Below are 13242 nucleotides of genomic sequence, written 5' to 3'. Positions count from 1 at the left end.
TGACTGTACTTTTATCTCAGTAAACGATCCCTTTAATTTTTTGTCAAAAATCGGGATGCCTAGGATTTGATTATTTTGTGATCTTAAGGTGAGTACTTTTAGCGAGGACGAAAAAGCGGCCTACATAAGGCCGCGTACGGTAGATCACCAACGAAGTTCCGAGGTTGGCAAGAAAGTAACAGCAACAACCATATCTGCCATGTCATAGCGGATTTGCATTGTGATTGGGATGTGGAAATCTTCAACAGTGAATCGCTCAATCCTGCCGATTTCCTGCTTCATGATTACTCTCGGCGGAATGCTGTTTTCTGGTTCACCAAAGTTTTCATGAATCCAATTGCGAGACATGCTTTTCTTAAGAGGCGTTGGTAACTCGTTAGGGAATGTCCAATCACTCAAAGTATCATGTTGTATGCTTAATGTAATTTCTTTAAGTAAACGACCATCACGTTTGAACGCTAAAAACACGCCCTCTTTCGCCATATCAAGGCTAATTGTTGGTGAACCTGATGCTCCTTTGGGATCGCTTTTATAGGTTATCAATCCAGAATCAACCAAATCTTTATAAGATTTACCTAAACTACGGATCAATGCTGTAACATTTACTGTCATTAGTACAATCCTTGCTCTGTATTCAGCTTGTGCATTTTAGCTCTGGCGGATTCAACTTGTTCTTCAGTAGCCCCATAATCTTTAAGGACCGGTTTTATTGCATCAAAATTCCGATCCAAGGCACTCCTCAAATTCTTCGCATCCCTTGCAATTTGCTCTGGTTTGTTACGTCCACCGTAAGTTTGACTGATTTTCTGGTGAACTTCTTTTGGCACAACAATTGCAGCTACCCGATCTGCCATTTTCCTGATCAGTTTTTGATCAAGTCCAGGATACTCATCCATTAAGAATTGTTCAACTGCGGCTCTTGACGGCATATGATCAGCCTCATACTTGCCTTGTCGAGAACGCCCTGTGAAATCCTTGTACAATTCAACTTCCAGTAGTTCAACTGGGGGCTTGCTGAGGTAGATGTAGATCGGCGGGTGTATGTTCCCCGGAAACACCAGAATGTAATCCCGAAAATCCTTCTCTTCCGGTACTGGTGTTGTGGTGATAGTTACGCCCTGAATTTCGGGATGTTCAAGCCCCGGAATCGTTACAGTACCCGCTTGCGGGCTGTTGTTCCCAGTATTCCAGCTATCTTGCGATCCCGGCGTACTCGCTGGTGTCCATGTGATCAGAGGCTTATCGATTCGCTCGTCACCCCAAAATTCATAGCTACCATCCATCAGCTTTTCGAGCATCCGGACACGAACCTGATCACGCCCACTTTCAGTACTGGTATGATAGCCAACGGCTTTTAATCGCCCGGTTTCATCGTCAGTGATCCAGTTGTAGCGTACACGTGTTAGTACGGTTACCTTTCTGTGTGCGACTTCCAATAACTTTTCAGGCGTTAGCAGATCGCTCTTTTCACCCTTGAGTTTTGACTGGACGATCGCCCCCATAACAACAAACGGCAAATTCATCGCAAGCGAACCGCTCCAGACTTCAGGGCCGGAAAGGTGTTTCATCGTATGCGTAAGGGCTTTCGCTGCGTCCTGATTCGCTTTTGCTGTAGCCCCTCCCGCTGCTGCTGCCATTCCTGCTTGTGCTGAACCGCCCATAACAACCGGAGGCGGGGGAAGTGGCATTGCTTCCGCTTCACCAAAAAAGAAACCTGTCACTTTATCAAACAGTGATTTTTTCTTCGGTGGCTCTGGCGGCGGTGGAGTTTTCTTCTTTGCGGCCTGTGCGTGCTGTTCTGGCTCGGGGGCTGGCTGCGATGGTCTGGACTGATAGAAACTCATTTCGCCAATGTTGGCTTGTGGTTCTTCCGCTATTCTTGCATCAGTATTGCCAGTACCGCGAAGTACTGATTTAGCAAATACAGGGATAGCGGTAATTGCTGCTGCCGCAGCTGCCATTTTGGTAATGGGCCATTCCGCAGCCCGTTTACGGTGCTCTTCGAAATGGTCGCCGGGGCTGTCTTCCACCCAAAGTGTTGTGCTACCCAGCACCTGATTGTTTTTACAGTTACAAAGTACCCGATCGCCAGTGGCTACACAGGCTTTGTCTTCCGCAAAGTGGTACGCGGTCCCATTGATCTGAAATGGCCCGTTGCAGGTTTCTAGTGGGCACCATGCCATATCGCCATTCAGGGCAATATTTCTTTCTTCGATAATCGTCGATGAAGCTGAAATCACCTCCCCGCCGCTCGTAGTCTTGTCTCCAAGCCTTACCAGTGCTCTGGTCATAATCCCTCATGAATCATACTGATATAGAAAGCATAATATCCAAAAAGTGACTTAACTTAAATCAATCAGGATGCAAGATCTCCACGCCTTGCAAGGGAACGCATTCCGGGCAACCAGCAAAAAAAGGTCGCTTTCGCGGCCTTATTGCAAATACAGACAGTTATTAAGAACGTTCAAGTACCCTATACACAAGTAGGAACATGCTGCCTCGCTCCAGTAGCCAATAGTAATCCGGCTCAACTACACGTACATTCTGACCTGAATCCACTCGGTTGATTTGTAACAGTAATAACCAGAAAAATCGGTTAGGACCAAAAAGCCGCGCTAACCGCAATTCTTCAGTACAAATTTCCCCCCAACCTCTGTAGAATCCCTGCCTGACCATTCCAAAAATCGAACAATTTTTAACCTATGAGCAATGTTACGCACCCGCCGAAAATCGGCTTCGTCTCCCTCGGCTGCCCGAAAAACCTGGTGGATTCCGAACGCATCCTTACCGAACTTCGTACCGAAGGCTATGACGTGGTGCCAAGCTACGACAACGCCGATATGGTGATTGTGAACACCTGCGGGTTTATCGACAGCGCGGTTCAGGAGTCCCTAGAAGCCATCGGTGAAGCCCTGACGGAAAACGGCAAAGTCATTGTGACCGGCTGTCTGGGCGCGAAAGAGGACCAGATCCGTGAAGTGCATCCGAAGGTACTGGAGATCACCGGCCCGCACAGTTACGAGCAGGTGCTGGAACATGTTCATCACTACGTGCCAAAACCAAAGCACAATCCGTTCCTGAGCCTGGTGCCGGAACAGGGCGTGAAGCTGACGCCGCGTCACTACGCTTACCTGAAAATTTCCGAAGGCTGCAACCATCGCTGCACCTTCTGCATCATCCCGTCCATGCGTGGCGATCTGGTGAGCCGTCCGATTGGCGACGTGCTGGCGGAAGCTAAACGTCTGGCCGATGCTGGCGTGAAAGAACTGCTGGTGATTTCCCAGGATACCTCTGCTTACGGCGTAGACGTGAAGCACCGTTCCGGTTTCCACAACGGCGAGCCGGTGAAAACCAGCATGGTGGGCCTGTGCGAGCAGCTCGCGAAGCTGGGGATCTGGACGCGTCTGCATTACGTCTACCCATATCCGCACGTTGACGACGTCATTCCGCTGATGGCGGAAGGCAAAATCCTGCCGTATCTCGACATCCCGCTGCAGCACGCCAGTCCGCGTATCCTGAAGCTGATGAAGCGTCCTGGCTCCGTTGACCGTCAGCTGGCACGCATTAAACAGTGGCGCGAAATCTGCCCGGATCTGACCCTGCGCTCAACCTTCATCGTCGGCTTCCCAGGTGAAACCGAAGAAGATTTCCAGATGCTGCTCGATTTCCTGAAAGAAGCGCGTCTGGACCGCGTAGGCTGCTTCAAGTACAGCCCGGTTGAAGGCGCAACCGCCAACGAACTGGCGGATCAGGTGCCGGAAGAGGTGAAAGAAGAGCGCTGGAACCGCTTTATGCAGCTGCAACAGCAGATCTCTGCTGAACGTCTGCAGGAGAAAGTGGGCCGAGAGATCATGGTTATCATTGACGAAGTGGACGAAGAAGGCGCAATTGGCCGCAGCATGGCGGATGCCCCTGAAATCGACGGCGCGGTGTACCTGAACGGCGAAACTCGCGTTAAGCCGGGTGATATTATTCGCGTGAAGGTTGAAAACGCGGACGAATATGACCTGTGGGGTAGTCGGGTTTAATCGTACTGCACCTCATTTCCAGGCCGGGTAAGGCGTAGCCGCCACCCGGCACATTCCACTGCCCTACCCCTTAATCCTCGGATCCAGCGCGTCGCGCAGCCCGTCCCCCAGCAGGTTAAACGCCAGCACGGTCAGGAAAATCGCCAGACTCGGGAAGATCGCCACGTGCGGGGCAATCACCATATCTGCCCTCGCCTCGTTCAGCATCGCGCCCCACTCCGGCGTCGGTGGCTGTGCGCCTAACCCCAGAAACGACAGGCTGGCCGCAGAAATAATCGACACGCCGATGCGCATGGTGAAATAGACCACAATAGACGACACCGTTCCCGGCAGAATATGGCTGAACAGAATGGTGGCATCGCTGGCCCCCATGCTGCGGGCGGACTCGATAAACGTCTGCTGTTTCAGCACCAGCGTGTTGCCGCGCACAAGGCGGGCAAAGGCGGGAATCGAAAATACCGCAACGGCAATAATCACGTTCGCCATGCCGCTGCCCATAATGGCCACCACGGCAATGGCCAGCAGAATACCCGGGAAGGCAAACAGCACGTCGCAGATTCGCATGATGATGCGGTCCCACCAGCCTTCGTAATATCCGGCGACGAGACCCAGCACGGTACCGATTGCCGCGCCGATCAGTACCGCAAACACCCCGGCGGCAAGCGAGATTTGCGCCCCCACCAGCACGCGGCTGAAGATATCGCGTCCAAGGGAATCCACGCCGAACCAGTGGAGCATGGACGGCCCATCGTTCAGGCGGTCGTAGTCAAAATAGTTTTCCGCATCAAACGGCGCCACCCAGGGTGCAACGATCGCCACCGCAATCAGCAGCAGCACAAACAGCCCCGCCGTCATGGCGACCGGCTGACGGCGAAAACGCCGCCAGAATTCCGACCACGGCGTGCGGATATGCTCCGGTTTCAGCCCCGGCATAGCGTTTAAAACGGCCTGACGTCGCCAGTTCAACAATCGCATTTTACTTATACCTGATGGCCGGGTTAATGGCGGCGTAGAGCACATCCACCACTAAGTTGATAAGAATAAACTCCAGGGAGAAAAGCAGGACTTCCGCCTGAATTACCGGGTAGTCGCGCATCTCGACCGAATCGACCAGCAGACGCCCCAGCCCCGGCCAGTTGAAAACCTTTTCCACGACGATAGAGCCGCCCAGCAGAAAGCCAAACTGCAGCCCCATCATCGTCACCACCGGGATCATCGCATTACGAAATCCGTGCTTAAGAATGACCCACTTCTCGCTGACCCCTTTCGCCAGCGCGGTGCGAATATAATCTTCACTCAGCACGTCAACGAAGGAGGCGCGGGTAAAGCGGGCCATTACCGCCGAGACGGCAGCCCCCAGCGTCATAGAGGGCAGAATGTAATGCTTACAGGTATCGGCCCCAACGGTCGGCAGCCAGCCCAGCTCAACGGAGAAGATTTGCATCAGCAGCATCCCCAGCGCGAACGCCGGAAAAGAGATACCGGTGACCGCCAGCGCCATACCGAGCTTATCCGGCCAGCGGTTGCGCCAGACCGCCGCAACAATCCCGGCGCCCAGCCCAAACACCACTGCCCAGCTCATACTGGCAATCGTTAGCCAGAACGTGGGCATAAAGCGGCTGGCGATTTCCTCCGCTACCGGACGACGCGACACCATCGAGATGCCAAAATCGCCCTGCAGAACGTTGCAAATGTAATGAAGAAACTGCATATACAGGGGCTGATCGAGGCCCAGCTGCTTGCGCACCAGCTCAATGACGGCGGCATCTGCTTCCGGCCCGGCAACCAGCCGCGCCGGATCGCCCGGCAGCATATGCACAAACAAAAATACCAGTATCGCCACAATCAGCAGCGTCGGGATAAGCCCAAGCAAGCGTTTACAAACATAATTCAGCATGAGTGTTATTTTAAATCCGCATCGTCAAAGCTAAAGCCCGTATCCGGCATGATGTAGAACCCGGTCAGCGCTCTGTTATGGGCTGAAACCAGTTTCTCCACCACCAGCGGTACCCACGGCGACTCTTTCCAGATAAGGTCCTGGGCGTCTTTGTAGAGGCGCGCTTTCTCTTCCGGTTTAGTGGTTTTCAGGGCATCGGCCAGATCGTTGTCCACCTGCGGATTGCTGTAAAACGCGGTGTTAAACAGGGTTGGCGGCCAGTTTTGCGAAGCAAACAGCGGTGCAAGCGCCCAGTCGGCTTCACCGGTCGACGCCGACCAGCCGGTATAGAACATCCGCACGCCGCTCTCTTTCTGCCCTTTCCCCTCGACCTCGGCGGCCCGCTGACCGGCATCCATCGCGGTGACCTGCACCTTGATGCCCACCTGCGCCAGCTGCTGCTGGGTGAACTGCAGCACCTTCTGGGCGGTACTGTGATTATGCGACGACCACAGCGTGGTGCTGAAACCGTTCGGGAAGCCCGCCTCTTTGAGCAGCTCGCGCGCTTTAGCCGGATCGTACGGCCACGGCTGATAGCTTTGCGCATAGGCAATGGCCGGAGGCAGCACGCCGGTCGCCGGGGTGGCATAGCCCGCAAAAGCGACCTTCACCAGCGCCTGACGGTTAATCGCATAGTTGATGGCTTCACGTACCTTTGGGTTATCAAACGGCTTCTGCGTGACGTTCATGCTGATATAGCGCTGCATGATCGACGGACTGGCCACCAGCTCCAGCTTGCTGTTTTTCTGCAGAATGGCGGCCTGCTCATACGGGATGGGGAAAGCAAACTGCGCCTCACCCGTTTGCAGCATTGCTGCGCGGGTATTGTTATCCACCACCGGACGCCAGGTGATGGTGTCCAGCTTCGGCAGCCCTTTCTGCCAGTACCCTGGGAATTTCTTCACCTTCACAAAATCGGTCTGGTTCCAGGTGAGCAGCTCGTACGGGCCGGTACCGACCGGGTGGAAGCCAATCTCCTTGCCGTACTTTTTCAACGCGGCAGGCGAGATCATCGCCGTTGCCGGGTGCGCCAGTATATTGATAAACGCCGAGAATGGCGCTTTCAGCGTGATTTTGACCGTCGTCGGATCCACCGCCTCGGTGCTGGCGATGTTTTTATAAAGGTTATAGCGCTTCAGGCTGTTTTCCGGGTTGCTGGCACGGTCAAGGTTGACCTTTACCGCCTCCGCATTGAAATCGGTACCGTCCTGGAACTTCACGCCGGAACGAAGCTTGATGGTATAGACCAGACCGTCGTCGGAGACGGTATACCCCTGCGCCAGAACATTTTTGAGCTTCATCTCGTTATCCAGGCCGAACAGCCCCTGATAGAACGATTTCGCCACCGCCTGGGAAAGCGTATCGTTGGCGTCATACGGATCCAGCGTGGTGAAGTTGGAGCCGACAGCAACCACCACATCTTTGGCAGCGAACGCGGGGGCAGCGGCCAGGGCTGCCGTCACGCTCGCGGCTAACAACCATCTACGCGCTACAAAAGTAACCATTGTGTTCTCCTGCCTGTTGTAAGTTATAACCGTGAGAAGGCATTGTCCTGGCGCGGCGGAGCCACGAAGTGGCCCGGACCAACCTCACGCAGCGTGACGCGCTCCACGGCCTCGCCGCGTTTGCGAATATTGCTCGGCATTTCATCCTGCAGCAGCACGCGCTGGCCGTGACGATGCGCGGGGTCAGCAACCGGTACCGCCGCGATAAGCTTGCGAGTGTAAGGATGTTGCGGGTTCTCAAACACTGCCCTTCGCGGACCTATCTCCACGATTTGCCCCATGAACATCACCGCCACGCGATGGCTGATGCGCTCGACCACCGCCATATCGTGCGAGATAAACAGGAAAGCGATGCCCATATCCCGCTGTAAATCGAGCAATAAGTTGATGATTTGCGCCCGGATTGAGACATCCAGCGCCGAAACGGATTCATCCGCAATCACCACTTTCGGGTTCAGCGCCAGCGCACGGGCAATGCAGATACGCTGCCGCTGCCCGCCGGAAAACTCGTGCGGATAACGCCAGGCATGTTCCGGCTTGAGGCCGACGCGCTCCAGCAGCCAGGCCACGCGACGCTGCGCTGCTTCGCCGTCGAGCAGATTATGCACCCGCAGCGGCTCCATAATGGAGTATCCCACCGTATGGCGCGGGTCGAGGGAGGCATACGGATCCTGGAAAATAAACTGAATATCCCGGCGTACCGCCTGTAATTTGTTGTCTGGCAGGGTGTCGATTCGTTCGCCGTTAAAGGTGATTGTCCCTTCCTGCGTCTCCACCAGCCGGAGCAGTGCGCGTCCGGTGGTGGATTTCCCGCAGCCGGACTCTCCCACCAGCGCCAGCGTTTCGCCCGGCCATAAATCGAAACTGACGTTTTCGACCGCGTGGACTTCGCGCTTCAGGCGATTGAAAATCCCGCTGCGCAGCGGAAAACGGGTCACCAGGTCGCGCACTTCAAGAATGGGTTTGCCCGGCACCACGGTATCCTGCTCGCGTTCATCCTCCTGCTGCCCTGTCGCTTCAAGGGAAATCAGCGGAAAACGACGCGGCAGGTCGCTGCCGTTCATCGCGCCAAGACGCGGCACCGCCGCCAGCAGCGCTTTAGTATAAGGATGCACAGGGGCATGAAAAATCTGTTCGACCGTGCCGGTTTCCACCGCATTGCCCTTGTGCATCACAAGCACCCGGTCGGCGATATCAGCCACCACGCCCATATCGTGGGTGATAAATATCACCCCCATCTCCATCTCTTGTTGCAGCACTTTGATAAGCTGCAGGATCTGCGCCTGAATCGTCACGTCCAGCGCCGTTGTCGGTTCATCCGCAATCAGTACCGCCGGACGGCAGGAGAGCGCCATGGCAATCATCACCCGCTGGCGCATACCGCCGGAAAGCTGATGCGGGTAACGTCCCAGAATGGCCTGCGCCTCGGGAATGCGCACCAGCTCCAGCATCCTTCTGGCTTCGTTGAGCGCCTCATCGCCGCTTAGCCCCTGATGCAGCCGGATGGACTCGGCAATCTGTTCCCCTACCGGGAAAACCGGGTTAAGCGAAGTCATCGGCTCCTGAAAGATCATCGCAATATCTGCCCCGCGCACGCCCTGCATCTGCGCGCCGCTCAGCTCGTTTAAATCAATGACCTGACGATTACGGCGGCGCAGGAGCATCTTCTCGCTGCTGATTTGCCCGCCCGTCTGTTCCAGCAGACGCATCAGCGCCAGCGCGGTAACCGATTTACCGGAACCGGATTCGCCAACAATTGCCAGCGTCTCGCCGCGTCTGAGCGAGAACGATAAATTTTCTACTGCGGGGATGAACTGCCGCTCTTCCTGAAACGCAATATTCAGCTGATGGACAGCCAGTACTTCGCCGTTGTCCAGCTCTTCACTGTGCGGCACGCGCGGCCCCCTTATTCACGATAGATGCCCGTGCTCGGTTCATCACCGGCGTAACCCCAGGCGCGATACATCCCTTCGCTGTTAAACGGCAGGGCCACGTTGCCCTCACGGTCCACGGCAATTAGGCCGCCAACGCCGCCCAGAGCAGGCAATTTTTCCATCACCACGCGCTCGCAGGCCTCGCTCAGGCTTAAACCGCCGTAATCCATCAGCGCGGTGATGTCGTAGGCCGCGAGGGCGCGAATAAACACTTCCCCGGTGCCGGTACACGACACCGCCGCCGTGGCGTTATTGGCATAGCAGCCGGCGCCCGGCAACGGGCTGTCGCCGACGCGTCCGGGCAGCTTGTTGGTCATGCCGCCCGTGGAGGTCGCCGCCGCGAGGTTACCGGCTTTATCAAGCGCCACCGCGCCAACCGTGCCCATTTTGGTGGTTTCATCCAGCGGCGCAGTATGGTCAAGCTGCGTCATGCCCGCCGAACGGGCTTCCAGCAGCTGTTGAAAACGCGCGTCCGTGGAAAACAGATCGGGCGAGACCGGTTCCATTCCGTGACCGAAGGCAAACGCCTCCGCCCCGGCGCCCGTCAGCAGCACGTGCGGGCTCTCTTCCATTACCAGACGCGCTGCCAGCACCGGATTACGCAGACGACTCACTCCCGCCACGGCGCCTGCCTTAAGGGTGACGCCGTCCATCACGCAGGCATCCAGCTCGTGGGTTTCATCCCGGGTAAAGACTGAACCGATGCCTGCATTAAAGAGCGGACACTCCTCCAGCAGACGCACCGCCTCGGTGACCACATCCAGCGCGCTCTCGCCCGCTTCCAGCATTTTTTGACCTGTTTCAACAATGGCGTACAGCGCGTCAATATAACGCTTTTCCTGCTCAGGACTGAGCTGTGCACGGGTGATTGCCCCTGCGCCACCATGAATTGCGATTACCGCATTAACCATTCACATCACCCGTTAGCCTGATTCGCGGCTTTTTCTATAAATATCATTATCGTCGATGAAACTTCAGATGATTTTTGAATATAGAAAGACGCAACTGTGATGTAAAGCGTACACCCATCGGGTCATACAGTTAGCCGCACTTTTCTGCCATAATGGACGCTTTCGTTGTTACTCCTCAGGAGCCCACCATGGATTTTACCGCCGGACTGATGCCGCTTGAGACGGCACTCACGCAGATGCTTGACCGACTTTCGCCGCTGCAAGACGTCGAAACGCTGCCCCTCGTGCGCTGTTTTGGCCGAATCGCCGCGCGCGATATCGTCTCTCCGCTTAACGTGCCGGGGTTCGATAATTCCGCGATGGACGGTTATGCGGTACGCCTGGCGGACCTCCAGACGGGCAACGCCCTGCCGGTGGCGGGTAAAGCCTTTGCCGGTCAGCCGTTTAGCGGTGAATGGCCTGTGGGCACCTGCGTGCGCATCATGACCGGCGCGCCGGTTCCGCCAGGCTGCGATGCCGTGGTGATGCAGGAAGAAACCGAACAGACGGACGACGGCGTGCGTTTTACCGCCAGCGTCAAAGCGGGCCAGAACATCCGCCGTACCGGCGAGGACATTACCCTTGGCGCAACGGTCTTTGCCGCCGGGCAGAAGCTGACGGTGGCGGAGCTGCCGGTGCTGGCCTCGCTCGGCATCGCGGACATTGACGTTATCCGGAAAGTGCGCGTCGCGGTGTTCTCCACCGGTGACGAGCTGCAGCTTCCGGGCCAGCCGCTGCAGGACGGTCAGATTTACGACACCAACCGGCTGGCAGTCCACCTGATGCTGGAGCAGCTGGGCTGCGAAGTGATTAATCTCGGCATCATTCCTGACGATCCGGAAAAACTGCGCGCGGCATTTATTGAGGCGGATAAATCCGCCGATGTGGTCATCAGCTCCGGCGGCGTCTCCGTGGGGGAAGCGGATTACACCAAAACCCTTCTTGAAGAGCTGGGCGAAATCGCCTTCTGGAAGCTGGCAATCAAACCGGGCAAACCGTTCGCGTTTGGCAAGCTTCCGCACAGCTGGTTCTGCGGTCTGCCGGGTAATCCGGTCTCAGCGGCACTCACCTTTTACCAGCTGGTGATCCCGCTGCTGGCGAAGCTTTCCGGCAACACCGCCAGCCCGCTGCCGGAACGCCTGCGCGTGCGCGCCGCGACGCGCCTGAAAAAATCGCCGGGTCGGCTTGATTTCCAGCGCGGCATTCTGGCGCATAACGCGCAGGGTGAGCTGGAAGTCAGCACGACCGGGCACCAGGGTTCGCACATTTTCAGCTCCTACAGCCTGGGCAACTGCTTTATCGTGCTGGAGCGCGAGCGCGGCAACGTGGAAGCGGGTGAATGGGTTGAGGTAGAGCGCTTCAACCACCTGTTCGGAGGATGACATGACGGTGGAACTGAGCGACCAGGAGATGATGCGCTACAACCGCCAGATTGTCCTGCGCGGATTTGATTTCGAGGGACAGGAAGCACTCAAGGCGGCCAGCGTGCTGGTTGTTGGCCTCGGCGGGCTCGGCTGCGCCGCCGCGCAATACCTGGCCGCGGCGGGCGTGGGCAGGATGACGCTGCTGGATTTTGATACCGTATCGGTGTCTAACCTGCAGCGCCAGACGCTGCACAGCGACGCGACCATTGGCGAGCCAAAAGTGGAATCCGCCCGGGCTGCCCTGGCGCGCATCAACCCCAACGTTCAGTTCACCCTGCTTGACGCGATGCTGGATGACGAGGCGTTATTTGCGCAGATTGCGCAGCACGATCTGGTGCTCGACTGCACCGATAACGTCGCCGTTCGTAACCAGCTTAATGCAGGCTGTTTTGCCCACAAAACCCCGCTGGTCTCCGGTGCGGCGATCCGCATGGAGGGGCAGATCAGCGTCTTCACCTATGCGGAGGGGGCCCCCTGCTACCGCTGTCTGAGCCGTCTGTTTGGTGAGAATGCGCTAACCTGCGTTGAGGCGGGCGTGATGGCGCCGCTCGTCGGCGTGATTGGGTCGCTGCAGGCGATGGAAGCGATTAAAGTGCTGGCACATTACGGTACGCCTGCCGCAGGAAAAATCGTGATGTTTGACGCGATGACCTGCCAGTTCCGCGAGATGAAGCTGATGCGTAATCCGGGGTGTGAGGTTTGTGGAGGTTAAAGCAAACGGCAACCTTCAGGTTGCCGTTTTAGTGTTTGCTCCCTCTCCCTGTGGGAGAGGGTTGGGGTGAGGGCATCAGGCCGCACCCGTCAAATCGACGTCCGACCAAACGCCCCCTGCCAGTCCTGCTCAAACTTCACAATCGCTGCGTCTACCGCAGGAGAGGTAATAAACTGCTGCGCCACGTCCAGCGGCAGCGTGATGGACTCGCATCCTGCCAACAGGCAGTCCAGCGCCTGACGTGGGGTTTTAAAGCTCGCGGCCAGCACTTTTGATTGCGGGGCGTGCAGCGTCAGCAGCTGTTGCAGCTCAACCACGGTCTGGATACCGTCCCCGCCCTGCGCGTCCACGCGGTTCACGTATGGCGCGACATACTCGGCTCCTGCCAGCGCGCAGAGCATACCCTGGGCCGCGCCGTACACCGCCGTACCCAGCGTCGGAATGCCTTCCGCTTTCAGCATCTTGATGGCTGCCAGCCCTTCGGCAGTTACTGGCACTTTCACCACCAGGTCGTTAATCATCGCGCGCAGCTTACGCGCGTCTTCCACCATACCTTCAGCGGTCGTCGCCATCACCTGCGCGAACAGACGGCCTTTACCGCCCATCGCGTCGTGCAGCGCGGGCAGAAGCTCATCCAGCGGCGTTTTACCTGCCGCCACAATGCTTGGGTTGGTGGTCACGCCCGCCAGCGGAAAGATACGCGCCAGCTTTTTGACTGCCGCAACGTCAGATGTGTCGAGATAAAGTTCCATG

Annotated in this window: 11 protein-coding genes; 3 read left to right on the top strand and 8 right to left on the bottom strand. The window is 56.7% G+C overall.

Annotation, left to right across the window (positions count from 1 at the left end):
- Nucleotides 1-144 precede the first annotated feature (144 nt).
- Nucleotides 145-612, bottom strand: a complete 468-nt coding sequence (locus tag A4308_RS11030; protein WP_023332490.1) for a DUF6392 family protein — start codon at nucleotides 610-612, stop codon at nucleotides 145-147.
- Nucleotides 612-2291, bottom strand: coding sequence for an S-type pyocin domain-containing protein (locus A4308_RS11025; RefSeq protein ID WP_045281086.1), 1680 nt, complete (start codon nucleotides 2289-2291; stop codon nucleotides 612-614). Before A4308_RS11025 ends, A4308_RS11030 begins: the two co-directional genes overlap by 1 nt.
- Nucleotides 2292-2702: 411 nt before the next feature.
- Between A4308_RS11025 and rimO the strand changes: the two genes are divergently transcribed.
- Nucleotides 2703-4028: a 30S ribosomal protein S12 methylthiotransferase RimO gene (gene rimO / locus A4308_RS11020; RefSeq protein ID WP_045134211.1), complete on the top strand. Its 1326-nt coding sequence runs from the start codon at nucleotides 2703-2705 to the stop codon at nucleotides 4026-4028.
- 63 nt (nucleotides 4029-4091) lie between these two features.
- Here the strand turns inward: rimO and gsiD are convergent, their stop codons facing one another.
- The 5 genes from gsiD to iaaA are packed head-to-tail and all read right to left on the bottom strand — an operon-like array spanning nucleotide 4092 to nucleotide 10314.
- A complete protein-coding gene (gene gsiD / locus A4308_RS11015) occupies nucleotides 4092-5003 on the bottom strand; it encodes a glutathione ABC transporter permease GsiD (protein ID WP_014883135.1) in 912 nt (303 codons plus the stop codon).
- Nucleotide 5004: 1 nt separating this feature from the next.
- Nucleotides 5005-5925 (bottom strand): glutathione ABC transporter permease GsiC, encoded by a 921-nt coding sequence (gene gsiC / locus A4308_RS11010; protein WP_045281087.1) that lies wholly within the window; start codon nucleotides 5923-5925, stop codon nucleotides 5005-5007.
- Nucleotides 5926-5930: 5 nt separating this feature from the next.
- On the bottom strand, nucleotides 5931-7469 hold the full coding sequence (gsiB, locus tag A4308_RS11005; protein WP_023332485.1) for a glutathione ABC transporter substrate-binding protein GsiB: 1539 nt from the start codon (nucleotides 7467-7469) through the stop codon (nucleotides 5931-5933).
- 23 nt (nucleotides 7470-7492) lie between these two features.
- On the bottom strand, nucleotides 7493-9364 hold the full coding sequence (gene gsiA, locus A4308_RS11000; RefSeq protein ID WP_023338180.1) for a glutathione ABC transporter ATP-binding protein GsiA: 1872 nt from the start codon (nucleotides 9362-9364) through the stop codon (nucleotides 7493-7495).
- Between the two features lie 11 nt (nucleotides 9365-9375).
- Nucleotides 9376-10314, bottom strand: coding sequence for a beta-aspartyl-peptidase (gene iaaA, locus A4308_RS10995; protein WP_023332483.1), 939 nt, complete (start codon nucleotides 10312-10314; stop codon nucleotides 9376-9378).
- 188 nt (nucleotides 10315-10502) lie between these two features.
- On the opposite strand from iaaA, the gene moeA reads away from it, so the two are divergent.
- Entirely contained in the window at nucleotides 10503-11735 is a 1233-nt protein-coding gene (gene moeA / locus A4308_RS10990; protein ID WP_045281089.1) for a molybdopterin molybdotransferase MoeA, read from the top strand.
- A gap of 1 nt (nucleotide 11736) precedes the next feature.
- Complete coding sequence (moeB, locus tag A4308_RS10985; RefSeq protein ID WP_045281090.1) at nucleotides 11737-12489, top strand: molybdopterin-synthase adenylyltransferase MoeB; 753 nt, start codon at nucleotides 11737-11739, stop codon at nucleotides 12487-12489.
- Between the two features lie 89 nt (nucleotides 12490-12578).
- Here the strand turns inward: moeB and fsa are convergent, their stop codons facing one another.
- Complete coding sequence (gene fsa / locus A4308_RS10980) at nucleotides 12579-13241, bottom strand: fructose-6-phosphate aldolase (protein WP_014883128.1); 663 nt, start codon at nucleotides 13239-13241, stop codon at nucleotides 12579-12581.
- Nucleotide 13242 lies beyond the last annotated feature (1 nt).

The sequence above is a fragment of the Enterobacter sp. ODB01 genome, from assembly GCF_001623605.1.
Classification (GTDB): Bacteria; Pseudomonadota; Gammaproteobacteria; order Enterobacterales; family Enterobacteriaceae; genus Enterobacter; species Enterobacter kobei.
Note: the sequence above shows the minus strand (reverse complement) of the source record. Positions and strands in the feature narration are given on the sequence as shown.

Excerpts from the sequence above, each read along its gene's own strand:
- A4308_RS11030 (WP_023332490.1), bottom strand. The coding sequence starts at position 612 with ATGACAGTAAATGTTACAGCATTGATCCGTAGTTTAGGTAAATCTTAT.
- A4308_RS11025 (WP_045281086.1), bottom strand. The coding sequence starts at position 2,291 with ATGACCAGAGCACTGGTAAGGCTTGGAGACAAGACTACGAGCGGCGGG.
- rimO (WP_045134211.1), top strand. The coding sequence starts at position 2,703 with ATGAGCAATGTTACGCACCCGCCGAAAATCGGCTTCGTCTCCCTCGGC.
- gsiD (WP_014883135.1), bottom strand. The coding sequence starts at position 5,003 with ATGCGATTGTTGAACTGGCGACGTCAGGCCGTTTTAAACGCTATGCCG.
- gsiC (WP_045281087.1), bottom strand. The coding sequence starts at position 5,925 with ATGCTGAATTATGTTTGTAAACGCTTGCTTGGGCTTATCCCGACGCTG.
- gsiB (WP_023332485.1), bottom strand. The coding sequence starts at position 7,469 with ATGGTTACTTTTGTAGCGCGTAGATGGTTGTTAGCCGCGAGCGTGACG.
- iaaA (WP_023332483.1), bottom strand. The coding sequence starts at position 10,314 with ATGGTTAATGCGGTAATCGCAATTCATGGTGGCGCAGGGGCAATCACC.
- moeA (WP_045281089.1), top strand. The coding sequence starts at position 10,503 with ATGGATTTTACCGCCGGACTGATGCCGCTTGAGACGGCACTCACGCAG.
- moeB (WP_045281090.1), top strand. The coding sequence starts at position 11,737 with ATGACGGTGGAACTGAGCGACCAGGAGATGATGCGCTACAACCGCCAG.
- fsa (WP_014883128.1), bottom strand. The coding sequence starts at position 13,241 with ATGGAACTTTATCTCGACACATCTGACGTTGCGGCAGTCAAAAAGCTG.